This is a genomic window from Kitasatospora sp. NPDC059795 (assembly GCF_042732175.1).
GTDB lineage: Bacteria > Actinomycetota > Actinomycetes > Streptomycetales > Streptomycetaceae > Kitasatospora.
Window position 1 is genome coordinate 171,981 of record NZ_JBHWID010000001.1, and the last position, 24,361, is coordinate 196,341.

A 24,361-nucleotide genomic window follows, 5' to 3' on the forward strand; every position below is an offset into this window, starting at 1 on the left:
TGATGTGGGGTCAGGGCGGTCCCTCCCGGCGGGCGGTGGGGCGTGCCGGGAGGCGGTCATAGGTCTAGACCGGATGCCGAGGGAGACGATAGCGGCGTACCGGCCGGGGTCAAGGGGTCTGGCCGGACAGGTCCGCCGTGTCCTGCGGAAACGTGGTAGCTTCCCGGCGTGCCGCAGCGAATCCTCCTGACCACCCGGGGTCACATCGACCTCCTCCGGGTGTGCTCCGCTGCCTGTCGCCGCTCCTGAGCCCCCGCTCTCCCGCTTCGCCCGCTTCCCCGTTTCCCCGTTTCCTCGTTTCTCCGTTTCTCCCCGCCCGCCGTGTGACGTTCCACGGCGCTGCGCTCCGTCTCCTTCGGCACCAGAAGAGGATCGATCCGTTGTCCGACCGTGCCCCCGTGTTCCACTGGTTCCTGCCCACCGGCGGGGACGGCCGCGACCCCGGCGGCGTCACCGCCGTACAGGGCCGCACCGGCGCCGCGACCCGGCGGCCCGCCGACGTCGGCTACCTCGCGCAGGTCGCGCAGGCCGCCGAGCAGGCCGGGTTCGTCTCGCTGCTCGCCCCCGTCGGACTGGGCTGCGTCGACCCGTGGATCCTGGCCTCCGCGCTCACCCGGCACACCAGCCGGATCGGGTTCCTGATCGCGTTCCGGGCCGGCCTGGCCAGCCCCACCCTGATCGCCCAACAGGCCGACGCGTTCCGGCGGTTCGCCGACGGACGGATCCGGCTGAACGTGGTCACCGGCGGCGACCCCGTCGAGCAGCGCGCCTACGGCGACCACCTCGCGCACGACGAGCGCTACGCCCGGACCGACGAACTGATGGCTGTGCTGCGGGAGTTGCTCGACGGCGGACGGGTCGACCACCGGGGCGAGCACCTGCGGGTGGAGGGCGCGCAGCTGGTCGATCCGGCGGTCGAGCACCCCGTCCCGCTGTACTTCGGCGGCGCGTCGCCGGCCGCCGAACAGGTCGCCGCGCGGCAGGCCGACGTCCAACTCCTTTGGGGCGAACCGCCATTGGCGATCGGCGAACGGATCGGACGGCTGCGCGCCCTGGCCGCCGCACAGGGCCGCACCCTGCGGTACGGGCTGCGGCTGCACGTGATCAGCCGGGACACCGCGGAGCAGGCCTGGGCGGAGGCCGACCGGATTCTCGCCGGGATCGACCCGGCGGCGGTGCGGGCCAGTCAGGCCCGGTTCGCCGCCATGGACTCCACCGGCCAGGCCCGGATGGCCGCCCTGCACGGCCACGGCACCGGCACCGGACGGGAGTTGGTGGTCGCACCCAACCTGTGGGCCGGGATCGGGCTGGTCCGGGAGGGCGCGGGCACCGCACTGGTCGGCTCGCACGACGAGGTCGCCGCCCGGCTCGCCGAGTACCACGCGCTGGGCATCGACGAGTTCGTCCTGTCCGGCTACCCGCACCTGGAGGAGGCGTACCGGGTCGGCGAGGAGGTCGTGCCCCGGGTCAACGCCCTGGCAGCAGCTGTGATCCTTCAGGCGCGGTCCGAACCGTAGGCGCGGAGGAAGACCTCGACGGCCGCGTCCGCGATCGCGGCCGGGTCGGCGTCGGGCCGGTACTCCAGTGGGCCGGTGAGCAGGGCGAGGAGGTGCTCGGCGGCGAGCTCCGGGTCGCATGGGCGCAGGCGGCCGGCGAGCGCCAGGCGGGCCAGACGGTCGGCGAGTGCGGACCGGATGCGCAGGATCGTGCGCTCGCGCACGCTCGCCGCCAGATCGGGGAACCGTCCCGCCTCGGCGCCGGCCAACTGCCGTACTGCGCCCGCTTCTTCGTCATGGTAGGCGCGCGAGAGCCGGCGAATCGCGACCCCGAGTCCGGCGCGAACCTGGACCGCGCCGACGGATTCACCCATGCCCACTGCGCGCGGAATCGCCGACCTGATCATGCCGCACCTGGCCAGGATCGCCATCGGCCCGGATCTGTCCGACGACATGACTCCCACGCTCGGCCGGGAGATCCTCGCCCTGCACGACGAGAAGGTCTCGCTCCACCCGGAGTGGGCCGCCGAACTCGGTCCGCTGCTGGCGGCCTAGCCGGCCGTGGGGTGGAGCTGCCAGGCGCGGGCCGGGGGGAGGTTCGCCCAGACCGTGCGGGAGGCGGTGCGGCCGGCGCGGAGGTGGGTGGCGAGGGCGCGTTCGGCTGCCGCGTGGCGGTGCAGTTCCGCGCGGGTGGCGAACAGGGCCCGGGCACGGCGGGTGCCCAGGTAAGAGAACCAGGTCAACGTGCCGCCCGGGTGCAGCAGTTCGAGGTAGCGGGCCATGATGCGGTCGACCTGGGCGGGCGTGAAGTTGGTCAGCGGCAGGCCGGAGACGATCACGTCGTAGCGGCGGTCGGTGGCCAGCTCCTCCACGTACGCCCGGTGCACCGTCACGCGGTCCTCGCAGTGCTGCGCGGCCACCAGGTCGCGCAGCCCGGCGGCGAAGCGCGGATTGGCCTCCACCACGTCCAGCCTTGCGCCGCGCGGCAGTTGGGGCAGCAGGACGCGGGTGACGGCGCCGGTGCCCGCGCCGGCCTCCAGGACGTCGATCGGGTGCGGGGCGCGGGCCCGCACCGGGGCGGTCAGTGCCTGGGCGAGGGCCCGGCTGCTGGGGGCGACCGCGCCGGTGGTGCGCAGGTCGCGGACGGCTTCGCGGAGGAACGTCCAACCGTCGGCCCGGGGCCGCGGCGGGGGAGTGGTCTGCTCGGTCATGGCTTCGACGCTAGGAAGCGCGCGAGCCCCGTGGATCCGTCGTCCGGCGGCCGTGTGCACCTACCAAAGTCGGGGGTGGGTACGGCCGTTCGTCGATTTCGTGGGCCGGGAAGGCCGCCTAGCATGGACGGCGTGACGTGGTGGCGGAGCCCGGTGTGGGCGACCTTGGGGCGGGCGCTGGTACTGGCGTTCCTGGTCTCGGCGATCCACCGCAACAGCGGGCAACTGTGGGACGGGCGGGAGCAGTTGGCGGTCACGGTGGCGGCGGTGCTGTGTGCGATGTCGTTGACGGTGCCTCAACTGCGGTTGTCGGTCGCGCCGTTGCTGGCGGTGGGGGTCACGGCGTGCTGGGGCTGGCTGGTGGATCTGCTGCTGGGCGTGGTGATGTTCGACCTGGCGGTCGCCCGCCGCACCCGGTTCGCGCTGCTGTGCGCGGGGCTCGCGCTGGTGGGGAACCTGGCGGGGGTGCGGGCCGCGTCGGTGTGGGTCGGGCAGCGGTGGCTGTCCACGCTGACGGTGCTGCTGTTCGGGCTGGTGCTGGGCCTGTGGCAGGGCAACCGACGGCGGCTGGTGCAGACCCTGGCCGGGCAGGTCGAGCAACTGCGGGTGGAGACCCGGCTGCGCGAGGACGCGGCGCGGGCCGCCGAGAGGTCCCGGATCGCCGCCGAGATGCACGACGTCCTCGCCCACCGGCTCAGCCTGATCGCGCTGCACACCGGAGTCCTCGCCACCCGGGGCGCGACGCTGCCCGGCCCGGTCGCCGATCGGCTGGCCATTCTTCGGGCCACCTCGGTCGAGGCGCTCACCGACCTGCGCGAGGTGCTCGGCGCGCTCCACGATCCGCAGGCGGCGCCCGCCGACGCGCCGGCCGTTCGCGAGGTCGCCGCGCTGGTGGCGGACGCCCGGGACGCCGGGCAGCAGGTCGCGCTGACCGTCACCGGGCGGGCGGCGGACGCGCCGACCACGCACCGGCTGGCGGCGTACCGGATCGTCCAGGAGGCGCTGACCAACGCCCGCAAGCACGCGGACGGTTCCCCGGTGGACGTCCGGGTCGACTACCGGCCGCCCGCCACCCTGGTGGAAGTCACCAACGGCGCGGGCACCGCCGCGACCGTCGCCGTCGACTCCGGCTACGGCCTGGTCGGCCTCCGCGAACGCGTGACCGCCCTCGGCGGCCACCTCGACGCCGGCCCGGCCGGCACCGGCTCCTGGCGGCTCGCGGCCAGGCTTCCGCACCCGGCTCCGAAGGACGGTCGCGCATGATTCGCACGCTGGTGGTCGACGACGACGCGTTGGTGCGTCTCGGGCTGACGGACCTGCTCGACGGGGATCCCGGGATCGAGGTGGTGGCGCAGGCCGCGGACGGAATTCAGGCGATCGAGCGGGCAAGCGCTTTCCGCATCGACGTCGCGTTGGTCGACGTCCGGATGCCGCGGATGGACGGGATCACCGCCACCGCCCGGCTGCGCGCGCTGCCGGAGCCGCCGCGGGTGATCACGCTGACGACCTTCGACCTCGACCGGTACGTCTACGACGCGCTCGCGGCCGGTGCGGACGGGTTTCTGCTCAAGGACACCGATCCGGCGGAGATCCTGCGGGCCGTCCACCTGGTCGCGGCCGGCTCGGCGATGCTGCACCCGGCCGCCGCGCGCCGCGTCATCGACCGGTACCACGCCACCGGCCGCACGGCGGCGAGCGCCGCCCGGGCGCGGTGGGAGCGGCTGACCCCGCGCGAACGCGAAGTGCTGGCGCTGCTCGCGGAGGGGCGGGCCAACGCCGACATCGCGCAGCGGCTGGCGATGCGGGAGAGCACCGTGAAGGCGCACGTCAGCCGGATTCTGACGGCGCTCGGCGTCAGCAATCGGGTCCAGGCCGCCCTGCTGGCGAGGGACTCGGGCCTGGCGGGCTGACCGCGCCCGGAGCCCGGGCACCCATTACCTGGGCGGCGCGGAGTTCGGCCGCGTTTTTTGTCGAACGCCGCCGACCGCAGGTGCTCCAGCACGCTGCGTCCGGCAGGGTTCGACGGGCAGGGTTCGACGGGCAGGGTTCAACGGGTGGGGTTCGACGGGCGGGCGTCGGCTCAGCTCTCGGGCCTGCTGTCGTCGTAGGTGCTGGTGCCCTCGTCGAGCAGCGGGCCGTTGGCCGGGCCGGGGTGCTTGAGGTGCTCCGGGGCCATCGCCCGCAGGGCGTGGTAGCCGGTCAGGACGATCAGGGTGCCCAGGGCGATGCCGCCGAGCTCGAAGTTGTCGGTGATCTTCAGGTTGACGTTGCCGATGCCGACGATGACGCCCGCCGCGACCGGGACGAGGTTCAGCGGGTTGGTCAGGTCCACCTTGTTGTGGATCCAGATCTGCGCGCCGAGCAGGCCGATCATGCCGTACAGCACCACCGTGATGCCGCCGAGCACACCGCCCGGGATGGCCGCGATCACCGCGCCGAACTTCGGGCAGAGGCCGAACAGGATCGCGAAGCCGGCCGCGCACCAGTACGCCGCCGTCGAGTAGACGCGGGTCGCCGCCATGACGCCGATGTTCTCCGCGTACGTGGTGGTCGCCGGGCCGCCGACCGCCGTGGACAGCACGGTCGCCGCACCGTCCGCCATGATCGCGGTGCCCATCTTGTCGTCCAGCCTGTCACCGGTCATCTCGGAGACCGCCTTCACGTGACCGGCGTTCTCGGCGATCAGCGCGACCACCACGGGCAGCGCCACCAGGATCGCGGACAGCGAGAAGCTCGGGGCGTGCAGCGACGGCAGGCCGATCCAGTCCGCCTTGCCGACACCCGAGAAGTCCAGCCGCCAGTGGTCGACGGCCGCGCCGCCGCCCACCGGCGAGTGGATCTGGCCGAAGACCCGGTCGAACAGGAACGACACCACGTAGCCGAAGACCAGACCCAGGAAGATCGCGATCCGCGACCAGAACCCGCGCAGCACCACCAGGGCCAGCCCCGTGAAGAACATCGTCAGCAGCGCCACCCACTGGTCCTGCGGCCAGTACGTGCCGGCCGCGACCGGCGCCAGGTTGAAACCGATCAGCATGACCACCGCGCCGGTGACGATCGGCGGCAGCACCGCGTGGATCACCTTCGAGCCGAAGCCCTGCACCACCGCACCGCACGCCGCCAGCACCGCACCGACCACCAGCAGCGAACCGGTCAGCGTCGCCGCGTCCCCGCCCTGCGCCTTGATCACGGCCGCCACACCGACGAACGACAGGCTGGAGCCCAGGTAGGACGGGATCCGGCCGCTGGTCACCAGCAGGAAGAAGATCGTCGCGACACCGGAGACCATCACCGCCAGGTTCGGGTCCAGTCCCATAAGGATCGGGGCCACGAAAGTAGCCCCGAACATAGCCACGACATGCTGCGCGCCCAGCCCGATCGTGCGCCCCCACGACAGTCGCTCGTCCGGCTTCACCACCGCCCCGGGCTGCGGGGCGCGGCCGTCCCCGTGCAGCTTCCACCCGAACGCGACCTTCATGTCCTTGCCTCGTCTCTGCTGTACCGTGCGAAACCCTGGTGGGCGACCATGCAACCGGTCGCGACATGATCTCCTATCGCTCCCACCACCCTGACCTCGGGGGATCACCCGACCGGCGGTATCGCAGAACCCACCGTCCCCGGTTACCCACCGTCGCTGAAGGCGGCAGTGAGGAGTGGGGTCGGCATCGACGAGGAATACGACCGTGTCGACCGAACCGCGCGGTACACGCTGCCGGCCAGCACGGCGCAGGGGAGAACGCGACATCATCGGCCTCGACAAGCTCCGCTACGTTGTCGAGCAGGCCTTCGTCCAACTCCACCAGTTCAAGCGCCTCGCCGTCCGGTGGGAAGGACGCCTCGACCTCCACAACGCCTTCGTGTCGCTTGCCTGCGCATTCATCTGCTGGCGACGCCTCAACAACCTGCCCTCATGATCGTGTTACGAGTTCATAGGATGCCCAGCCAGCCAACTCGCCTCGTAGGCAACAGACAAGATTGGCTCGATGCGGTCCGAGCTATTCGGGAGCTTCCGAACCCGTGGCACCGTCTCCATCGTGTGGCTGGTGTGGGAACGCCAGCACCCCGCCTCAACTGGTAGCCCGGCACCGCCGGGCTACCTCCACTCTCTCCAGGGGAACCCCCGTCACGGGCGCACTGCGTCAGGCCGCTATGTCCGCCCGGAGCCGATCAAGAGCGCCCTGCGCCTGCTCACGGATGTTGGGAAGACTGTCGCTGGCGCGGATGACCCGCTGGACCTGATGCGGCAGGCGGTGAAGTTCGGCGCCGTGCAGGGCCGCGCGCATCTGTTCGCCGGCGGCGTCCCGGTCGCCGCGGCGCAGCAGGACTTGGCCTGCGGTGATTGCGGAGATGATGCGCCACTGCGGGCTGGTCTGCAGCCCTGGGGTGGGTGCGCGTTCGAGGAGGTCGACGGCACGCGGCACCCGGCCGGTCGCGGCGAGGCCGCGCAGTTGCACTTCGTGGAGGGTGAATTCGGAGAACAGCGGGGTGGCGTTGGCGGTGTCGAGGAGGCGTCGGCTCTCGGCGACTGCGTCGTCGAACACGGTCGTTGCGCCGGCGGTTCCAGCGGCGCGGGCGAGCAGGATGACGGCTGCGGCACGGTCGTCGGGGGTGCGGGAGAGGTCGCGGGCGCGGCCGAGGCGTTCCAGGGCGGCGTGGTGCAGGCCGGCTTTGCGCAGCTCGTTGCCGTGGTGGCGCAGGGCGTGGGCCTGCAGGGTCGGATCGTCGAGTCGGCGGGCGATGGCGAGGCCTTTGCCGGTCCAGCGGGCTGCGGTGGCGAGACGTTCTTCGGGTAGAACGTGGCCGAGGGCGACGCCGAGGCCGACGCGGGCGCGGGCGAGCAGCCGCAGGACGTCGCTGTCGGTGTGTCCGTCTGCGGCGCGGGCTTCGAGGCGGGCGACGAGGGGCCAGAGTTCGTCGACAGCGGCGGCGGCCTGTCCGGCTTGGCGGGCGATCTCGGCCAGGCGCAGGACGCTCTCACCGAACTGGATCATGGCGTGGTGGTCTCCGTCGGCGTCGTCGGTGATGCCGAAGACGTGGGGTGGCAGGCCGAGGCACTGAGCGATGTGCCGCAGCGCGCCGATATCGGTGATGGAGCGGTTTCCGGTCTCCACTCGGGAGATGTAGCTGGTGGAGTAGCCGAGGAGGGTGCCGAGTTCCTCCTGCGGGAGCCCGTTCAACTGCCGGTGGAAGGCGAGGATCTCGGGCAGGCTGCGGCGACGCAGAATGTCCTGGGCGCGTGGGGTGGTCCAGTGCCAGCGGATCCCGCCGTGCGGGTCTCGGCGTGCCACCGGTCAGGCCCGGTCCTGGAGCTCGTACCAGCGGGCGATGGAGTCCTTGTAGCCCTGGGGCATGACCAGGTCGTGCACCTCGTCGCGATGGAAGAGCGCGGCTTCCTTGTGCTCGTGGCTGACGACCGGTGGCCGGTGGGCGTCGGTGGCTGTGCAGCCGTAGGCGACGATGAAGACCTTACGGCCGGGGATGGGCTCGTACATCCACACGTCCAGCAGGGGGCCGGCTGTGGCCGTCCAGCCGCTCTCCTCGCGGATCTCGGTCTCGACCCGCTGTTCGGGGGTCTCCAGGCCTTCCAGCTTTCCGCCGGGCAGCTCCCACTCCTGGCGTTCGTTCTTCAGCAGCAGCACCCGCTGCTGTGGGTCGAGGACGACGCCCTTGATCGAGATCGGGAAAGTCGGCGGGACATAGGGCAGTTCAGAGGGTCCGGTCATTTCTACTTCCACGGCGCACGGAGGGGCACGGGCCCGTCGAACGTAGCAGCCGACTGCCGCCGAGCGCTCGCACGGTGCAGCGATCGGGCTTTGACAATCTGTCACTTCACTCGTGGCGGGTGCACCCGCCACAGTGTGTCCTCTCCCATCCGCCCGTTCTCACAAGGGGGATCCTCCATGCCGTCTTCCCGCACCGCGCTGCCCACCGCGGACGAAGAGTTCACCCTCGGCGCCCTGATCACCGGCGAGTTGGAGCGGGCCGCGTCCGTGCTGCGCGAGCACGGCCTGGTGCGGCTCGGCCGCCTCGGCGGTCGCAGCGATGTGCTCGACACGGCCGCCTTGTTGATGTCCGCGCTGTGGCACCATCGCGACGCCGATCCGGACGGGTTGACCGTCATCCGCGACACCGGCCGCCACGCGGGCCGGGTGGGATTCGCCGGCCTCGGACGCGGCGACCTCGCGCTGCACACCGAGTGCGCCCAACTGCCGGGACCCCCGCGGCTGATGCTGCTGGCCTGCGCGCGGGCGGCCGAGGAGGGCGGCGAGAGCCAGGTGGTGGACGGCCGCGCCGTACTCGCCGAACTGGCCACATTCCACCCGGCGGCTCTGGAGGCCCTCTCGGCGCCGCGAGCCGCGTACTTCGGCGGATCGAACGGACACTTCGCCGCCGTCCTGGAACAGCTGCCCGAGGGCCGATGGCGCTTGCGGCTGCGCCAGGACGAGCTGGCCCGGTTCTCACCGGAGGCCGAAGCTCACCTGCCCACCCTGCACCGCGCCGTCGAGCACCACACCGTCCGCATGCGCCTGGCCTGCGGACAAGGCCTCGTGCTGGACAACCACCGTCTCCTGCACGGCCGTACCGGCTTCACCGGGGAACGGCTCCTGCTCCGGGCACTCGGGCAGGCTCACCGCTCGCTCGGCCTGGACCCAGGATTCCCGGCCCCCTGGCCCGCCCCCGCACCGGCGGGTCGCGGCTGACGGCGACAACGGCCGGGCGGCTGCCCGCCCACAAGCCCACCGATCGGCCCTGCGATCGGCCCCGGACCCACCGACTCCTGGTGATACGCGGCGCATCCCGCGCCCCGACGCCAGGTCCCTCACAGGGAGAACCCACAGGAGGAACTCATGGCCCAGACGATCACGGCCGAGACCAAGGCCGCCACGGCCGCCATCGGCGACGAGTTCGACCTCGACGTCCACACCGTCGAGACCACCGACGCGGCCAGCCTGCAGGTCCTGACCGACGACGGCTGCGGCAGCACCTGCGGCGCCTGCACCACCGGCCTGCACTGACACACCCGGCCGGTGCCGCAGGAAAGCCTCCTGCGGCACCGGCCTCCACCCTGTCCCCTTCCGCCCCCGCCCTTACCCGAGGTCCGCCAGCCATGCGCCCAGCCGCTTCCCCGTACCGCGCCGCCGACGTGGCCCTCGTGCGCGCCGTCGCGAACCCCGCCCCCGCGGTGCCCGCCTGGCCGGACCTCGACGAGGCAGGCCTGCCCGCCCGTCAGATGCAGTGGCTGCGCGAGGCATGGGCGGACGAGCTTCTCGCCGTGGCCCTCGAACAGGCCAGCCCTGTCCTCGCGCAGCAGGTCCGGCAGCTCACCACCGCCGCCGGCGCCGCACCCCGCGAGGTGCGGCGCGCCGCACTCTCCACCGCCCGCTACGTGCTGCGCGCGGCCGGCCGCCCCACCCCGTACGGCTACTTCGCCGGCGTGCAAGGTGCCTCCTTCGCCTCGACATCCACTCTGCGATGGGGCTGCGGACACCGCGTGGCACGCACGGTCCCGGCGGACCGACTCACCGAGGCGACCGCACAGCTGGAGCATCTCCCCGGCCTACTGGACTTGCTGGACGTGGTCGCGAACAACACCGTCCAGATACGTGGCGAGCGCCTCGTCGTTCCGCACCGCCCACTCGTCCGGCCAGGTCTCGGCACCGCAGCCGCCGAAACGACCCTGCGCCGCACCCACCCCGTCGTAATCGCCCTGGAGGCCGCCCGCCACCCGGTCCGCTTCCGCGACCTCGCCGACAAGGTCCGCACCGAGTTTCCTGCCGCGTCCGGCGAGCAGGTCACCGCGGTCCTGGCCGAGCTCGTCGCCCACCGCGCCCTGATCACCAACCTGCACGCGCCGGCCACCGACCCCGATCCTGTCACCCACCTGCGCACCGCCCTGGACGCCACGGCCGCCGCCGAACTGCCGGGCGTCACCGCGGTCCTGGACAACCTGCTCACCACGGGCACCGACTCTGCGGGGTCGGCCGTCGACCTGCGGCTGGACGCCGACATCGTCCTCCCCCAGACCGTCGCCGACGAGGCCGCCCGCGCCGCCCACCTCCTGACCCGTCTCAGCCCGGCTCGCAAGGGGACCGCCGCCTGGCGGGCCTACCATCAACGCTTCTACGAGCGCTACGGCCGCGGCGCGCTGGTGCCGCTGCTCGACATGGTGGCGGACAGCGGGATCGGCTGGCCCGACGGCTACCCGGGCGCCCCGGCAGCCGACCGACCGCGCTTCGACGAACGCGACGAACGTCTCGCCGCCCTCGCCCAGCAAGCCGCGCTCGACGGTGAGCGCGAAGTCCTGCTCGACGACGCCGTTCTCCGCTCGCTCGATCTCAGCCCCGACGAACCGCGCTGGCCCCCGCACCTGGAAATCCTCGCCCGCATCCACGCCCCCACCCAGCAGGCCCTCGACCGAGGCGCCTTCCGCCTGGAGGTCGTCTCCGCGTCCCGCGCCGCCGGCGTCTCGGTCGGCCGCTTCCTCCACCTCCTCGAACCCGCACACCGGGCAGCGTTCACCGACCTGCTGACGAACCTGCCGACCATGGACGAACACGCCCTCACCGCGCAGCTTTCGTATCCGCCGCTGGACGCGGCCACCGGGCACGTCGCCCGCAGTATGGAGACCGGCCAGCTGGTGATCAGCCTCGCCGAACACCGCCGGGCGGCCGACGGCGTCCTCGGTCCCGAGGACCTGGCGGTGGGCTGCGACGGGCGGCGGATGTATCTGGCCGCTCCGGTGCTCGGGGCACGGATCGAGGCCTCCGCGACCCACGCCCTGAACCTGCGCACCCACACCCCGCCGCTGGCCCGGCTGATCACCGAGCTGTCCCGCGCCCACGCCGCCCAGGTCACCCACTTCTCCTGGGGGAGCCTCGGCGCGCTGCCGTTCCGGCCCCGGCTACGGCACGGCCGCGTCATCATCTCCGCGGCCTCCTGGCGGCTGACCGCCGACGAACTCCCTCCCCGCGCCAGCGACTTCGCGAAGTGGGACGAGATGCTCTCGGCGTGGCTGGTGCGGCGCCGCGTCACCCGGCACGTCACGCTGGCCGCCGACAGCCAGGGCCTGCCCCTGGACCTCGACCGTCCCGGTCACCGCGTCCTGCTGCGCGAGCACCTGCGCTCCGCCCCGCACGCCGTCCTCGTCGAGCGCCCCGACCCGGCCGACCTGGGCTGGGCCGACGGCCGAGCCCACGAGGTCGCCATCCCAGTCACGGCCACCCGGGCCCCGGCCTGGCCACGCCTGCCCAAGCCCACCCCGGCCCGAATCCTGCGACGCGGCCACGGCGACGCCCCCGGCACCTCCCAGGTACTCCTCGCCTCCCTCTACGGCGACCTGGAACGCCAGGACACCGTTCTCGCCCACCACCTGCCCGACCTCCTGCAGCGCCTCGGCCGGCCGAAGTGGTGGTTCGTCCGCTTCCGCGACCCACGCCAGCACCTGCGGATCCGCATCGCCCTGCCCGACCCGGACGCCTTCGGCCCCACCGCCGCCGTGATCAGCGCCTGGACCGCCGAACTCCACCAGGCCGGGCTGCTGTCCGAGGTCGTGTACCCGACCTCCTACGCGGAGACCGGCCGGTGGGGCAAGGGCCCGGCCTGGGCCGCCGCCGAGCAGGTCTTCCGCTCCGACTCCACCGCTGTGCTCGCCCAGTTGTCCCAGCCCGTCCGCCCCCGCTGGCACGCGCTGCTCGCCGCGCAGGCGGTCGCCATCGTGGCCGGCTTCACCGGCTCGGCCAGCGCGGGGCTGCGCTGGCTGGTCGCCAACGTCCCAGCCAAGCCCCCGACGCCCGTCGCCCGGCCGGTGTTCGCCGAGGCGGTCCGCCTCGCAGACCCCACCGACCGCTGGGCCGCACTGCGCGACGAACCCGGCGGCGCCGCCGTCATCGACGCCTGGGCGGAGCGCCATGAGGCCCTCGACGCCTACCGCCGCTTCTTCCCCGGCCCCCACACCACCGGGGTGGACGCAGACGACGTCCTCGGCTCACTGCTTCACAGCTCGTACGTACGCGCGCACCGCATCGACTTCGACGACGAGGCCCAGGTCCTGTACCTGGCCCGCGCCGCGGCCCTCGCGTGTCTGGCCCGGGACGGTGACCGATGACCAGCCTGCACCCGGCCCTTCGGCTGTCCGAGCGGATCGCCGAGCTCCTCACCGACCCGGCAGCTGCCCCCGCAGCCTGGTCGTCGCGCCCACAGTGGCGCCAGTCCCTCGCCCACGGCGCCCCGGGCATCGCCCTGCTGCACATCGAGCGCGCCGCCATGGGCCTCGGCCCGTGGGAGCCGGTACGTGCATGGCTGACGGTCGCCGCCGGCGCACCGGTCACCAGCGGGACGGACAGCTACCTCTACTACGGCGCCCCGGCGCTCGCCCACGCCCTCACCTGCGCCGCCCAGGCCCGCCCCGGCTCCTACCAGCGCGCCCTCGACCACCTCGACCAGACCGTGGCCGCCGACGCGGTGCGCCGCTGCGAGCAGGCCGAGAACCGGACCGAGCGCGGCAACCTGCCACGGCTCGCCGAGTTCGACACGATCCGGGGGCTGGCCGGCATCGGCTCAATCCTGCTGCGCCGATCCCGAGACGGCGAGGCGATCCGGCGGGTCCTGACCTGTCTGGTCCGGCTGACCGAGAACGTCACGCGGCAGGGGAAGGTCCTGCCGGGCTGGTGGACCCTCGCCGGTCCATCCAACGAGATGGACGAACGGTTCCCCGGCGGGCACGCCAACAACGGACTCGCCCACGGCATCGCCGGACCGCTCGCACTCCTCGCCCTCGCACTGCGACGCGGCATCGAAGTCGACGGCCAGCGTGAGGCGATCCGCACCGTCCTGGCCTGGCTGGAGCGCTGGCGCGACAGCCACGCCTGGCTGTACTGGATCACCCCCGCACACCTGACCGGCCCGGACCGTAGACCGCTTCCCCGGCAGCGGCCGAGCTGGTGCTACGGCACCGCCGGCATCGCCCGCGCCCAGCAGTTCGCCGCCCTCGCCCTCGACGACCCGCACCTACGCCACGACGCCGAAAACACCCTGGCCACCGCCCTGGTGGACCCGAAGGCGCTTACCGCGACCACCGATATGTCCGTCTGCCACGGCTACGCCGGGCTCGCCCACATCGCCCACCGCGCCGCCGCCGACGCCTCCCTGCGCAACGCCGGCCGGCTGCGCTCGGCCGCCACCCTGCTCCTGGACACCACCCACCCGCCGCACGCCGACCCCGACGAACAGGCCCACCACCTCGTGGCAACCGCGGGCCCGGCCTTCCTGGAAGGCGCCGCCGGCACCGCCCTGGCCCTGCTCGCCCCCGCCACCGGCGCCACCCCCGCGACCCGCTGGGACGCCTGCCTGCTCACCTCCTGACCACCCGACCGAGGACCGATCCGATGACCACCGGCTGGATCCAGCACGACCTCACCTTCGCCGACCCCGCCACCGTCGAACAGGCCGCCGCCCACCACCTGGCCCCCGTGCTCACCTTCGCCCAGGTCAACGGCGAACTGGACGGCTGGTGGTACATGCGCAAGAAGGGGCTGCGACTGCGCTACCGGGCCGCCGCCCCCATACCCGTCGTTACCTTCCTGCTGGACACCCTCGCCAAGCAAGGCCTCCTCACCGGCTGGGCCACCGTGATCTACGAGAGCGAAACCAAGGCGTTCGGCGGCACCGAGGCCATGGAGATCGCCCACCGCCTCTTCCACGCCGACAGCCGCCACCTGCTGGCCCGCGCCGCCGAACCGAACCCGCCCGCCCTCGGCCGCACCGAGACCGTCGTCGTCCTCGTCTCCGCCATGCTCCGCGCGGCCGGACTCGACTGGTATGAACAGGGCGACGTCTGGGCCCAGTTTGCGATGCTCCGCGACGCCCCGAAGCCCGTGACACCCGACCGTGCGGCCACCCTGACCGCCGCGATGCGCCACCTGATGCGCCTCGACACCTGGGCCCTCACCCGCGACACCACCCCGCTCGCCCACCACGACGGCTGGGTCCACGCCTTCGAACAGGTCGGCCAGGACCTCGCCCGCCTCGCCCGCGACGGCCACCTCACCCGCGGACTGCGAGCGGTCCTCGCGCACCACCTCCTCTTCCATGCCAACCGCGCCGGCCTGCCGGTCGACCATCAAGCCGCCATGGCCGCAAGGGCGTTGGACGCCGTCTTCCACTCCGACGAGGGTCCCGCGCCCGCGATGTCCACCATCCGCACCACTCCTGGGGTCACCCACATGACTACGCTCAGCAGCGACACCGCTTCCGCCGCACCGACCGCCGAGGAGCTGCGCGCCGCCCTCACCGACCGGCTGCTCGAACAGGGCGTCATCCGCACCGCCACGGTGGAGAACGCCTTCCGCGCCGTGCCCCGCGAGCACTTCCTGCCCGGCTTCCCCCTGGAGGCCGCATACGCGGACAACCCCACCTACACCAAGGCCGACGGCTCCGGCACCCGGATCAGCGCCGCCTCCCAGCCGGGAATTGTCGCCCTGATGCTGGAACAGCTCGACGCCCGCCCCGGCGAGAGCATCTTCGAGGCCGGCGCCGGCACCGGCGTCAACGCCGCCTACCTGGGCCGCATCGTCGGCCCGGACGGACACGTCGTGGCGGTGGACGTGGACGAGGACCTCGTCGACGGCGCCCGCAAGCACCTCGCCGACGCCGGCATCACCAACGTCGACGCGGTTCTCGGCGACGGCGCACTCGGCCACCCGGCCGCGGCCCCGTTCGACCGGCTGATCGCCACGGTCAGCACCAGCGAGATGCCCACCCCGTGGCTGGAGCGGGTCAAGCCCACCGGCCGGATCGTCCTGCCGCTGCGGCTTCGCGGCACCGCCAGCCGGGTGATCGCGTTCGAGCGCGGCGAGGACGGCTGGGTGTCGGTCGACGACCAGCTCGCTGTCTTCATGCCGCTGCGCGGCAGCATGGACGACGCCCGCCGAACCGTCCAGCTCACCGCCGAGGGCGACGTCGCCCTCCAGGTCCACAAGGACCAGGACGCGGCGGTCGACGCCTCGCTGCTGCTCGGTGTCCTCGACAGCGGGCGCCACGAGGCCTGGACCGGGGTGACCATCCTCGCCGGCACCACGTACGAGTACCAGGACCTGTGGCTGGCCCTGACCCTGCCCAACTCCCTGATGCGGATGAGCGTCACCGGCTCCGCGCGCGAGCGCGGCATCGTCACCCCGATGTTCGGCTGGGGCTCCATGGCCACGGTCCAGGACGGCTCCCTCGCCTACCTCACCCTGCGCCCGGGCGAGCCCACCGCCGAGGGCCGCAAGACCTACGAGACCGGCGTGATCGGCCACGGCCCCGACGGCGCCGCGCTCGCCGACCTCGTGGCCGAGCAGATCCGCGTCTGGAACATCGGCTTCCGCGACCGGACCCTGTGCATCGCCCTCCCCGACGCCCCCGGCGACGCCGACCCGGCGGCCGGCCGCTTCGTCGTGGAGCGCCCGAACCACCCGATCACCGTCACCTGGGAGTAGCCGCCGTGCACCCGACCGGACCGATCGCCCGGCGCTTCCCGCTGGTCGCCAGGATCCGGCCCGCGTGCCTGCCCTTGAATGCCCGTGTCGGCCGGCTCCGCGAGCTGGCCGACACGGCCTCCCGGCAGGCGGATCCGGGCCGGGCATCCACCGTCTTCAACCAGGCAGCGCTCCTCGCCTCCGATATCGGCCTGCCCGAGTATGCCCGCGAACTGTGCCACCGCCATGCCCACCTCTACCTGCCCCGAGGACCGCTGACGGCGATGAGCGCCATCCGCGGTCTGGAGCCGACCGTCAACCTTGCCCGCCTCCACATCCGCGCCGGCCGACACCAGCACGGCCACCAGCTTCTCCTCGACCTCTACCGCGCCGTCACCAGTGCCACCTGGGCCGACCTCGACGGCATCACCGTCCCGGCCGACCTGACCGAGACCGACCAGCAGCGCGCCGAGGTACGAGCCTGGCTGTGGCGGGTCGTGATCGCCGACGGCACCCGCGCCCTCACCGCCGCCGGCCACTGGAGCGAAGCCCTGCGCCACATCGAGGAACACCACGGCATCGGCCAACGCATCCTCGACGGCCGCCAGGTCGCCGTCCTCGCCCGCGCCACCACCGGCGACCTGCCCGGTGCCCTCGCGCTGCTGGAGGAAACCGAACCGGGCGACCCGTGGGAGAACGCCGTCACCACCGTGCTCACCGCGCTCTGCCGTTCCGGCAACCAGCGCGCCGCCGGGCGCGCGATCGACCACTGCCTCGCCTTCGAACCCGACGAGGGGATGGCCGTCTTCACCACCCGCCTCACGCTGACCGCCATCGACGCGGCCGACCCCGACACGCCCGCCGCCCGAAACCTCCTCGCCCACCTGACCAGCCGAACGGGTGAATCCGGCGACGGCTACGTACTGCGTGACCTCCTCACCCACGACGGCACCCGCAGCCACCTCGAACCGGGTCTGCGTAAGGCGCTCGAACGGGCGCTCGCCGCCTGCGCACTGGACTCCGGTGCCCTGCCCGGTCCCCTCCGCGACCGACTGGAGGAATCGCTGGACCGCGCCGGGAAGGTGATCGAAATGTCCCCGTTCGACCCGGGATCGCCTGGTGGAAATCCGCTTGAGCGCCGCATTCGAACAGCACCATCATCAGTCGCCTCCCCGCACGTGAAGCCATCCAACTCGACCACCTGACAGTGCACTTGATGCGCTCGGGAGTCGATGGGAACTTCACGTGCTCGAATGCAGCCGCGCCCGAAGGAGCCTCGTGAACAGCCCCGACCTTCAGCACCCGGATCCGGCCCCCGGCCGGGAGGAACGCGTGAACACCCACGACCACGCCCTGCGCCCGGCCGCCGACGAGGACCCGCTGACGCTCGTCGTCGGCGTCCACCTCGTCCTTGTCGAGCACGGCAGCATCCTGCTCGGCCGGCGGCGCAACACCAGCTACGCCGCCGGACAGTGGCACCTGCCGGCCGGGCACATGAAGACTGGGGAGACGGTGACCGGCTCAATGTGCCGCGAGGCCGACGAAGAGCTGGGCATCCGCATCGACGAGGAGGACCTCGTCCTCGTCCACACACTGCACCACCTCGACCCGGACGACGGCCGAAGCCGCCTCCAGCTGTTCTTCCGCCCCACCCGCTACGGCGGCCACGTGCACAACGCCGAGCCGCACAAGTGCGAGGAACTGCGCGCCTGGCCGCTCGACTCACTACCGGCCGACACCGTGCCCTACACCGTCCACGCGGTCGCCGAGATCACCCGCGGCAACACCCTGTCCACCGTCGGGTGGGCCGCGTGAGTGCCCCCGCCGCCCTTCCGGACGACGTCGACCAGCTGCTGCGCGCGACCGCGGGCCACTACGAGCCGGTGGGCGTGCGGTCCCTGGCCCGTGCGGGCCACCCGGTCGTCTGGGAGGTCCTCGGTGCCGACGGGCGCCGGCTGTTCGCCAAGCGCCACAAGAATCCGCTCTTCCACCAGCGGGAAACCGCCGGATACCGGCGTCTCGCACCGGCCCTCGGTGCCGGCCGGGCTCCCTCCCTGCTGGCCGAGGACGCGCGATCGCTGCTCATCGTCACCACCGCACTGCCCGGCACCCCGGCCATCCACACCGGCCTCACCACCGCCGAGGAGCGGGAGGTGTACCGGCAGGCCGGGCAACTGGCGGCCCGTATCCACGCGCAGCCGACGACCGGCGCCCCCGTCGGCGAGCGCCTGCCCTGGTCCCAGGAGCGCGAGCGGGCACTCGCCCGTGCCCGCGACGCCCAGCTCACCAACGAGGACATCGCGGCCCTGGCGGAGGCCGCTCGGACCGAGCCTCCGCGTACCGGGCCCGTCTACTGCCATGGCGACTTCGGCCCGCGGAACTGGATCGTGCGCGGCGACGGCAACGGCTGCCTGGTGGTCGGGGTGATCGACTTCGAGCGCAGCCAGGTCGAGGAGCCGGTGCGCCGCGACCTCATGCGGGTCACGATGCAGCTCACCCTGCACCGACCCGACCTGCATGCGGTGTTCGCCTCCGGGTACGGGCATGAACTCGGCGCCGAGGAGCGCTCGGCGTGCCGGGCGTGAGCCGCGATCGACTGCCCGCCGCCCTGCGCCGGGCCCTGGACCACCACCGGGACGAGGAGGTCCTCGGCTACGCCCGCACCGTGCTCGACCTGCTGCGCCACCCGAACCCCGTCGCGTGAACACCCCCTTCGTCACTACCGGTTGGAGTCCCCGTGCAGTCCCTGCGCCAAGCCGTGTGCGTCATCGTCCACGATGAGAAAGCGGGCAAGGTCGCCTGCATCCACTACGCCAACGATTCCTGGTCCACGGTGCCCGCCTGGACCGTCCCCGGCGGCAAGGTCGAGGAGGGCGAGCGCCTGGACGAGGCCGCCGCCCGCGAGCTGCACGAAGAGTCGGGCCTGGTCGTCGCCCCCGAGGACCTGCGGCTGGTCCACACCATCCAGGTCAAGGCCGGGTGGGACGGCAAGGGCCCGTTCCTCCTCTCGGTCTTCGCCGCGACCTCATGGCAGGGCGAGCTGACGAACACGGAGCCGGACAAGCACCTCGCCGTCCTGTGGATGGACGCCGCCGCGCTGCCCACCCCGATGTTCCCCACCTCGCACGCCGCCCTCACCGCCTACCTCGCCGGCGACGGGCGCGGGTTCTCCACCTACGGCTGGGGCGCCTCGGAGGACCTTCGCGCCCTGGTCGGGGCCTGAGATGGCCGGCCGCCACTGCCGGCCGCCCAACGGCGAACAGGCGGCGGGCTGACCGGGGCCGGCGCTGTACTGTACGTTGCCGAACCCGACGAGCTGAACGCTTTGAAGATCGGCATCACGAGCCGGGCCAGCCGCACCAGCCGGACCCGGCAGCACGGGTGGCGTACGGTGGCGGAATTCCCCTTCGGCGACGGCCGTCATGCCTTCACCGCGGAGCAGGCCGTGGCGTTCCTCCGCTCGTGCGGTGCACGCCTGACCCTTACACAGGAGCAACTATTCCCAGGGCAGGCAGCCGAGGCAGGGAGTCAGCGACCTGTGCAAGGCATCCGCTACAGAATGTTCCATCGCATCTCGGCGTCCGCTTCCCGGATTCCGTCAATCCTCCGCCGGACCTCCGAAAGGGTCTCGCTTCCGGCCGGGGCACGTTTCGCGTTCGTCGTCACCATCCGCAGCTCACGGAGGTCACGAAGGACCGGGTAGCCGTCCCACTTGGTCACGTCGTAGCCGTACCTGTCCGCGAATTCCTCGTAGTGGGACCGGCCGTACCCGAATCTCCTGCAATGGATCTCCACCGTCACAAGGTCGAGTTCGGGTGGGCCGAAGCACGCGGTGTCCCAGTCGCACAACACCGCCGCGCCGTGGCGGTGCAGCGCGTTCCGATGCTGTGGATCACCTTGCAGAAGCCCGGGTTCGAGCACGTACCGGACCTGGGAAAGCGCGGTTTCGAGCGTGGACACGTGTGTGCTGAGGAAGTTCAGATCACTTGCCGGCAGCTCAGCAGTAGCGGCGATGGATCGCCGGATGGCTGCGACGGTGTCGAGCGGGCGGACTTCGAAGGGAGGGAGCGGGAGTTGATGGAGGGTGCGTAGCGGGTCGGCAAGGTAGGCGGCCGGTACGGCTTGCTGGAGTTGGGGAAGGTACCGCCAGAACGTGACAGCGTGCCGACCGATCAGGACGGGCTGCTCCACGGGCAACAGCTCAACGGTCGGGAACTCCATGGCCATCAGCCACTTTACGAGCGCCACGGTCCGGCGGACATCGTCGACTTCGGTTCCCGCTCGGGCGATCTTGACGACCGCTCCAGCGGATTCCAGCAGGTAGACGGCGTTGGTGTGGCCACGCAGCAGCTTGGCATCGGAGGCGTCGACTCCAACGTGTCGGCAGGCGGTTTCGAGGACGGCGCACGCCTCGGACTCGGCGAATCCGCCGATCCGGGTTTCCGGAACAGTCGTCATGCCCGTAAGGCTGACGGGCCGAGGCCGGTCCTGTCACATCCGGCCGGTGGGCAGAGCGAGAAGTTCACCGAGCTGTCGAGCAGCACGGGTCTCGCGGATCTGCGCAGGCATTATCCGGATCACCTCCATGGTGCGTACGTCAAGGATCTCCGTTCGAAGCTCCTCGGGTACCGCCAGGTAGGTGCTGCTGGCAAGCTCGCACGCCTCGGAGGCGTTCCGCTGGTGAACCAAGCACATCGCTTCTTCGAGCCGGAGGAGCGCGGGGTCGATGCCGGTACGGTCGGGGTACAGCGCCAAGGCTTCCTGCTGTACACGGAGTGCCTCCTGCACCTCGCCCAAGGCGGTGAAAGCACCTGATAGGTACAGCAGGAGCCGACGTCGGGGGAACGCCCACGCGTCGTCAGCAGTGCTGCTCGGGGCACGCTCGAACAGGTCGATCGCCTGCCGGACGGCGGCACGCGCCCCTTCGGCATCGCCCAGCCGCGCCAAGGCCCGCGCCTCGGCGGCGGCAGCGAACGCCCCGGTGGACGTTGCCCGGCCGCGGTTCAGCAGCCGGGCGTCCCTGGCCAGGCTCGCCGCCCGTTCGAGTGGTCCGTAGTAGTACGGAAGCATCGCGGCCTGGACCCGGACGCGGGAACGCAGTTCGATCCCGCCGGCGTCGTCTGCTGCGGTTCGCGCAGTGCCGTACCACATGCGGCCCTGGTCGAGACGGCCCAACTTCATCAGTGCGTCGGCAACGAGGGCGGCGAGCACCGCGATCATCTCCGAGAGGCGAACCTGGACGGCTGCCGGCTGCCGTTCGTCGGACAGCAGACGGACATCTTCGAGTGTGCGCAGGAGCCGGAGCAACATCTCGGCCGGAGGCGCGAAGACGTAGACCTGCCGGAGGTCCATGACCTGCTCGTCAAGGACCTCAAGCTGGGTGGCGCTGGCAGTAGTACTGGCCAGCGTGCTGTCCAATGCGCGCCGGTAAGCCTCGATACCGCGAGGGCGTCCAGTTGGTCGAGCGCCTCGTCGCCGTCGAGCCGTTCGTCCCGGGGGTGGCATCGTGATCAAGGAGGGGGCTCACACGTTCATCACCGGGCGTGGCCCGGTGGTGCCGTTCCTCGGGAAGTACGCGCCGAAGCGCGCGGACGTCTTCGAGGTGATCGAGCGGCGGTTCGCCGTCGCCGGCCTGACCGGTCTGCGGTACCGGCCGCTGCGGATCGAGCTGGAGATCACGACGAAGTGCAACGACACGTGCCCGTCCTGCGGGATGGGCGCGCTGCCGCTGGCGCAGGGCGTCACGCTGACCCCCGACCAGCGCGCCCACATCGTCGACCAGTTCGACTCGATCGGCCTGCCGACGGCGGCGATCACCGGCGGCGAGCCGTTCGTCGCGATCCACGCCCTCACCCCGCTGATCTCCGCGCTGCGGGCCCGCCGCATCGACATCTCGAAGCTGACCACCAACGGGGTGTGGGGAGCGCCGCGCCGGTGCGAGCGGACCTTCGATCGGCTGGAGAAGGCAGGGCTCCTCGACAACGAGCTGATCGTGCCGCTGATCATGCTGTCGGTCGGCGAGCAGACCATGCCGCTGGAGTACGTCGCCCGGATCCTCCGCCACGCCGTCACCCAGTACAGCGACCGCGAGCTGAACGTCGCCGTGTCCTCCCTCGCCGACCCGGCCGACCGCACCCACCGGATCTACCAACTGATCGAGGTCTACGAGAAGGCGTACGGCGACTTCCCGCACGACCGCGTCCACTCCACGATGCGGGTCTACCTCAACAACGACCGGCTGGCCGAGCAGAAGAAGGCCGACCGGCCCGGCCACACCACGGTGAAGCGGTGGATGGACGCCTGCTTCGACTGCTTCGCGCCGACCGTCGGCACGTACATCTTGCCGTCCGCGCTGCTCAAGCAGGACGGCCGCTGGTACGCCTGCGCCAGCTTCGACGTCCCGGAATCCCTCGGCTTCGGGAACATCCTCACCACGCCGTTGCGCAGGATCGTCGAACGCGCCAACGACTCCGAGTACTTGCAGTTCATCGCCGCCGGCGGCGGTCTCAAGGGCCTGCATGGCGCGGTCGCCGCCGAATTCACCGAGAACACCACCTGCGGCGGGTTCTGTGACTCCTGCGGCCTGCTCTCCGACCGCTTCCACACCGAGCGCGGCCTGCCGCCCGCGAAGCCCCTGCCGGTCATCCCGCCCAAAGACCTGCTGCGCCGCCTGAGCCCGGCCTCCGTCCGGTAGCCCACGAAGGGACACCACCGCAATGACGACACCCACAAGCACCGCGCCGATCCTCCGTGGCGCGCTCGCACGGGCGGCGGGCGCCGACCCGGATACGCTCCCCGAAGACGGGCACCTGGAGCACGACCTCGGCATCGACAGCCTCGCGCTGCACGAACTCGTCGTGCACCTGGAACAGCAGCTGACCGTGACCGTCCCGGACGAGGAAGTCGGCCGCCTGGCCACCGTCGCCGACCTGCGCGACCTCCTCGCCCGCCTCGGCCACCCCACCGGAACGGACCCCGAGTGAGCCTCCAGCAGATCACCCCCAAGCAGCGCGGCTACCTGATCGTCAACTCCCATCCGGCCGGCTGCGCCGAAGTCGTGAAGCGCACCTGGGAGTCGATCCCTGCGGGCACCCTCGAAGGCCGCGCCCCGGTGGTGCTGCTGCTGGGCTCCAGCGCGGGCTACGGCATGTCGATCCTGCTGGCCGGCCTGCGCCGACACGGCATCCGCGGCGTGGGCGTCGCCTACGAGGGCGCGCCGACCGAACGCCGCACCGGGACCGCCGGCTGGTATCGCACCGCGGCCACTGCTCAGTTGGACGCCGACGCGGACTTCGTGTTCCTCAACGCCGACGCGTTCTCCGCCGAGGCGAAGGAGCAGGCGCTCGACCTGGTCGCCGAGCGGTTCGGCCCGGTCGACTACTTGATCTACAGCCTGGCCGCGCCCCGCCGCACCGACCCCGCCACCGGCGAGGTCCACCACTCCGTCATCAAGCCGATCGGCGAGCCCTACGAAGCCGCGTCCCTCGTCTTCCCGGACGACGTGGCGACCGTCGGCACCGTCCAGCTCACCCCGGCGAGCGAGGACGAACAGCGCGCCACAGCAAAGGTGATGGGTGGCGAGGACTGGCAGCTGTGGGTCGAGGCGCTGGCCGCGCGCGGCCTGCTCGGCGACGGCTTCACCACCGTCGCGCTGTCGTATGTCGGATCCGACATCACCGCCCCCGTCTACCGGCAGGGCACCATCGGTGCCGCCAAGGAACACCTGGAGGCCACCGCGCGCACCCTGGCCGACGGCGTCCTCGCCGACGGTGCGGGGCGGGCGTTCACCGTGGTCGCCGGCGCGGCCGTCACGCAGGCGTCCACCGCCATCCCGTCCATCGCCTTGTACACCTCGCTGCTGCACAACGTCCTCGGCGCCGACGGCTGGCACAGCACCGCCGACCAGGCCGTCGACCTGTGGTCCCAACTGACCGGCGAGAAGCCCCTCGTCCTCGACGAACAGGGCCGCATCCGGCTCGACAGCTGGGAGTTGGACGAGAAGGTCCAGGAGCAGGTGCGCAAGCTGTGGGCCGACCCGGCCGCCGCGCTGGCCGACGAGCCGGCCGGGGCCGAGTGGTTCTACAGCCAGTTCCGGGCGCTGTACGGCTGGGACGTGCCCGATGTGGACTATGGCGTCGACGTCGAAACGGCAGTGGCCTGGCCCGACTTCGAACAGTAGCCGCTTACATCCTGGGCCTGG

General features: G+C 72.0%; 25 protein-coding genes. 18 read left to right on the plus strand and 7 right to left on the minus strand.

Annotation, left to right across the window (positions count from 1 at the left end; genetic code table 11):
* Window positions 1–380: 380 nt before the first annotated feature.
* Entirely contained in the window at window positions 381–1,517 is a 1,137-nt protein-coding gene (locus tag ACFV4P_RS00825; RefSeq protein ID WP_380465851.1) for an LLM class flavin-dependent oxidoreductase, read from the plus strand.
* Here ACFV4P_RS00825 and ACFV4P_RS00830 read toward each other — a convergent pair.
* Complete coding sequence (locus ACFV4P_RS00830) at window positions 1,496–1,870, minus strand: TetR/AcrR family transcriptional regulator C-terminal domain-containing protein (RefSeq protein ID WP_380465853.1); 375 nt, start codon at window positions 1,868–1,870, stop codon at window positions 1,496–1,498. The genes ACFV4P_RS00825 and ACFV4P_RS00830 overlap by 22 nt on opposite strands.
* On the opposite strand from ACFV4P_RS00830, the gene ACFV4P_RS00835 reads away from it, so the two are divergent.
* Window positions 1,869–2,051 carry a hypothetical protein gene (locus tag ACFV4P_RS00835; RefSeq protein ID WP_380465855.1) on the plus strand — a complete coding sequence of 61 codons (183 nt, stop codon included), beginning with the start codon at window positions 1,869–1,871 and terminating at the stop codon, window positions 2,049–2,051. The two genes, ACFV4P_RS00830 and ACFV4P_RS00835, sit on opposite strands and share 2 nt — an antisense overlap.
* Here the strand turns inward: ACFV4P_RS00835 and ACFV4P_RS00840 are convergent.
* A complete protein-coding gene (locus ACFV4P_RS00840) occupies window positions 2,048–2,707 on the minus strand; it encodes a class I SAM-dependent methyltransferase (RefSeq protein ID WP_380465857.1) in 660 nt (219 codons plus the stop codon). The genes ACFV4P_RS00835 and ACFV4P_RS00840 overlap by 4 nt on opposite strands.
* 132 nt (window positions 2,708–2,839) lie before the next feature.
* On the opposite strand from ACFV4P_RS00840, the gene ACFV4P_RS00845 reads away from it, so the two are divergent.
* Together ACFV4P_RS00845 and ACFV4P_RS00850 are read left to right on the plus strand one after the other, a co-directional pair.
* On the plus strand, window positions 2,840–3,970 hold the full coding sequence (locus ACFV4P_RS00845; protein WP_380465859.1) for a sensor histidine kinase: 1,131 nt from the start codon (window positions 2,840–2,842) through the stop codon (window positions 3,968–3,970).
* Entirely contained in the window at window positions 3,967–4,617 is a 651-nt protein-coding gene (locus ACFV4P_RS00850; RefSeq protein WP_380465861.1) for a response regulator, read from the plus strand. Before ACFV4P_RS00845 ends, ACFV4P_RS00850 begins: the two co-directional genes overlap by 4 nt.
* A 170-nt stretch (window positions 4,618–4,787) precedes the next feature.
* Here the strand turns inward: ACFV4P_RS00850 and ACFV4P_RS00855 are convergent, their stop codons facing one another.
* Entirely contained in the window at window positions 4,788–6,185 is a 1,398-nt protein-coding gene (locus ACFV4P_RS00855; RefSeq protein WP_380465863.1) for a uracil-xanthine permease family protein, read from the minus strand.
* 205 nt (window positions 6,186–6,390) lie between these two features.
* Between ACFV4P_RS00855 and ACFV4P_RS00860 the strand changes: the two genes are divergently transcribed.
* Window positions 6,391–6,621 carry a hypothetical protein gene (locus tag ACFV4P_RS00860; RefSeq protein WP_380465865.1) on the plus strand — a complete coding sequence of 77 codons (231 nt, stop codon included), beginning with the start codon at window positions 6,391–6,393 and terminating at the stop codon, window positions 6,619–6,621.
* A 225-nt stretch (window positions 6,622–6,846) separates the two neighbouring features.
* On the opposite strand, the gene ACFV4P_RS00865 is transcribed toward ACFV4P_RS00860, so the two are convergent.
* Window positions 6,847–7,995, minus strand: coding sequence for a helix-turn-helix domain-containing protein (locus ACFV4P_RS00865; RefSeq protein WP_380465867.1), 1,149 nt, complete (start codon window positions 7,993–7,995; stop codon window positions 6,847–6,849).
* A gap of 3 nt (window positions 7,996–7,998) precedes the next feature.
* The gene (locus ACFV4P_RS00870; protein ID WP_380465869.1) at window positions 7,999–8,430 is read right to left on the minus strand and encodes an NUDIX domain-containing protein; all 432 of its coding nucleotides are present in this window, start codon (window positions 8,428–8,430) and stop codon (window positions 7,999–8,001) included.
* Window positions 8,431–8,607: 177 nt separating this feature from the next.
* Between ACFV4P_RS00870 and ACFV4P_RS00875 the strand changes: the two genes are divergently transcribed.
* The 10 genes from ACFV4P_RS00875 to ACFV4P_RS00920 all read left to right on the plus strand — a co-directional run bounded on the left by ACFV4P_RS00875 (window position 8,608) and on the right by ACFV4P_RS00920 (window position 19,384).
* Window positions 8,608–9,408 (plus strand): TauD/TfdA family dioxygenase, encoded by an 801-nt coding sequence (locus tag ACFV4P_RS00875; protein ID WP_380465871.1) that lies wholly within the window; start codon window positions 8,608–8,610, stop codon window positions 9,406–9,408.
* Window positions 9,409–9,555: 147 nt separating this feature from the next.
* The gene (locus tag ACFV4P_RS00880) at window positions 9,556–9,723 is read left to right on the plus strand and encodes an FxLD family lanthipeptide (protein WP_380465873.1); all 168 of its coding nucleotides are present in this window, start codon (window positions 9,556–9,558) and stop codon (window positions 9,721–9,723) included.
* 92 nt (window positions 9,724–9,815) lie between these two features.
* Window positions 9,816–12,812: a lantibiotic dehydratase gene (locus tag ACFV4P_RS00885; protein WP_380465875.1), complete on the plus strand. Its 2,997-nt coding sequence runs from the start codon at window positions 9,816–9,818 to the stop codon at window positions 12,810–12,812.
* Window positions 12,809–14,068, plus strand: coding sequence for a lanthionine synthetase C family protein (locus ACFV4P_RS00890; protein ID WP_380465877.1), 1,260 nt, complete (start codon window positions 12,809–12,811; stop codon window positions 14,066–14,068). The genes ACFV4P_RS00885 and ACFV4P_RS00890 overlap by 4 nt, the downstream gene beginning before the upstream one ends.
* 23 nt (window positions 14,069–14,091) lie before the next feature.
* The gene (gene fxlM / locus ACFV4P_RS00895) at window positions 14,092–16,182 is read left to right on the plus strand and encodes a methyltransferase, FxLD system (protein WP_380465879.1); all 2,091 of its coding nucleotides are present in this window, start codon (window positions 14,092–14,094) and stop codon (window positions 16,180–16,182) included.
* A gap of 5 nt (window positions 16,183–16,187) precedes the next feature.
* Window positions 16,188–17,366: a hypothetical protein gene (locus ACFV4P_RS00900; protein WP_380465881.1), complete on the plus strand. Its 1,179-nt coding sequence runs from the start codon at window positions 16,188–16,190 to the stop codon at window positions 17,364–17,366.
* A 73-nt stretch (window positions 17,367–17,439) separates the two neighbouring features.
* Window positions 17,440–17,976 carry an NUDIX domain-containing protein gene (locus ACFV4P_RS00905; protein ID WP_380465883.1) on the plus strand — a complete coding sequence of 179 codons (537 nt, stop codon included), beginning with the start codon at window positions 17,440–17,442 and terminating at the stop codon, window positions 17,974–17,976.
* Entirely contained in the window at window positions 17,973–18,746 is a 774-nt protein-coding gene (locus ACFV4P_RS00910) for an aminoglycoside phosphotransferase family protein (RefSeq protein WP_380465885.1), read from the plus strand. The genes ACFV4P_RS00905 and ACFV4P_RS00910 overlap by 4 nt, the downstream gene beginning before the upstream one ends.
* A complete protein-coding gene (locus tag ACFV4P_RS00915) occupies window positions 18,743–18,865 on the plus strand; it encodes a hypothetical protein (protein WP_380465886.1) in 123 nt (40 codons plus the stop codon). Before ACFV4P_RS00910 ends, ACFV4P_RS00915 begins: the two co-directional genes overlap by 4 nt.
* 33 nt (window positions 18,866–18,898) lie before the next feature.
* Window positions 18,899–19,384 (plus strand): NUDIX domain-containing protein, encoded by a 486-nt coding sequence (locus tag ACFV4P_RS00920; RefSeq protein ID WP_380465888.1) that lies wholly within the window; start codon window positions 18,899–18,901, stop codon window positions 19,382–19,384.
* Between the two features lie 329 nt (window positions 19,385–19,713).
* On the opposite strand, the gene ACFV4P_RS00925 is transcribed toward ACFV4P_RS00920, so the two are convergent.
* Together ACFV4P_RS00925 and ACFV4P_RS00930 are read right to left on the minus strand one after the other, a co-directional pair.
* Window positions 19,714–20,619, minus strand: a complete 906-nt coding sequence (locus ACFV4P_RS00925; RefSeq protein ID WP_380465890.1) for a phosphotransferase family protein — start codon at window positions 20,617–20,619, stop codon at window positions 19,714–19,716.
* 33 nt (window positions 20,620–20,652) lie between these two features.
* The gene (locus ACFV4P_RS00930) at window positions 20,653–21,579 is read right to left on the minus strand and encodes a tol-pal system YbgF family protein (protein ID WP_380465892.1); all 927 of its coding nucleotides are present in this window, start codon (window positions 21,577–21,579) and stop codon (window positions 20,653–20,655) included.
* An 88-nt stretch (window positions 21,580–21,667) separates the two neighbouring features.
* Between ACFV4P_RS00930 and ACFV4P_RS00935 the strand changes: the two genes are divergently transcribed.
* The 3 genes from ACFV4P_RS00935 to ACFV4P_RS00945 are packed head-to-tail and all read left to right on the plus strand — an operon-like array spanning window position 21,668 to window position 24,340.
* Window positions 21,668–22,855, plus strand: a complete 1,188-nt coding sequence (locus ACFV4P_RS00935; protein ID WP_380465894.1) for a hypothetical protein — start codon at window positions 21,668–21,670, stop codon at window positions 22,853–22,855.
* A 22-nt stretch (window positions 22,856–22,877) separates the two neighbouring features.
* Window positions 22,878–23,144 carry an acyl carrier protein gene (locus ACFV4P_RS00940; protein ID WP_380465896.1) on the plus strand — a complete coding sequence of 89 codons (267 nt, stop codon included), beginning with the start codon at window positions 22,878–22,880 and terminating at the stop codon, window positions 23,142–23,144.
* On the plus strand, window positions 23,141–24,340 hold the full coding sequence (locus ACFV4P_RS00945; RefSeq protein WP_380465898.1) for an enoyl-[acyl-carrier-protein] reductase FabV: 1,200 nt from the start codon (window positions 23,141–23,143) through the stop codon (window positions 24,338–24,340). The genes ACFV4P_RS00940 and ACFV4P_RS00945 overlap by 4 nt, the downstream gene beginning before the upstream one ends.
* Window positions 24,341–24,361: the final 21 nt, after the last annotated feature.

Bases quoted from the DNA above. Each gene is read 5' to 3' on its own strand.
- ACFV4P_RS00885 (WP_380465875.1), top strand. From the start codon at position 9,816: ATGCGCCCAGCCGCTTCCCCGTACCGCGCCGCCGACGTGGCCCTCGTG.
- ACFV4P_RS00835 (WP_380465855.1), top strand. From the start codon at position 1,869: ATGCCCACTGCGCGCGGAATCGCCGACCTGATCATGCCGCACCTGGCC.
- ACFV4P_RS00875 (WP_380465871.1), top strand. From the start codon at position 8,608: ATGCCGTCTTCCCGCACCGCGCTGCCCACCGCGGACGAAGAGTTCACC.
- ACFV4P_RS00855 (WP_380465863.1), bottom strand. From the start codon at position 6,185: ATGAAGGTCGCGTTCGGGTGGAAGCTGCACGGGGACGGCCGCGCCCCG.
- ACFV4P_RS00840 (WP_380465857.1), bottom strand. From the start codon at position 2,707: ATGACCGAGCAGACCACTCCCCCGCCGCGGCCCCGGGCCGACGGTTGG.
- ACFV4P_RS00940 (WP_380465896.1), top strand. From the start codon at position 22,878: ATGACGACACCCACAAGCACCGCGCCGATCCTCCGTGGCGCGCTCGCA.
- ACFV4P_RS00925 (WP_380465890.1), bottom strand. From the start codon at position 20,619: ATGACGACTGTTCCGGAAACCCGGATCGGCGGATTCGCCGAGTCCGAG.
- ACFV4P_RS00890 (WP_380465877.1), top strand. From the start codon at position 12,809: ATGACCAGCCTGCACCCGGCCCTTCGGCTGTCCGAGCGGATCGCCGAG.
- ACFV4P_RS00830 (WP_380465853.1), bottom strand. From the start codon at position 1,870: ATGGGTGAATCCGTCGGCGCGGTCCAGGTTCGCGCCGGACTCGGGGTC.
- ACFV4P_RS00870 (WP_380465869.1), bottom strand. From the start codon at position 8,430: ATGACCGGACCCTCTGAACTGCCCTATGTCCCGCCGACTTTCCCGATC.
- ACFV4P_RS00850 (WP_380465861.1), top strand. From the start codon at position 3,967: ATGATTCGCACGCTGGTGGTCGACGACGACGCGTTGGTGCGTCTCGGG.
- fxlM (WP_380465879.1), top strand. From the start codon at position 14,092: ATGACCACCGGCTGGATCCAGCACGACCTCACCTTCGCCGACCCCGCC.
- ACFV4P_RS00880 (WP_380465873.1), top strand. From the start codon at position 9,556: ATGGCCCAGACGATCACGGCCGAGACCAAGGCCGCCACGGCCGCCATC.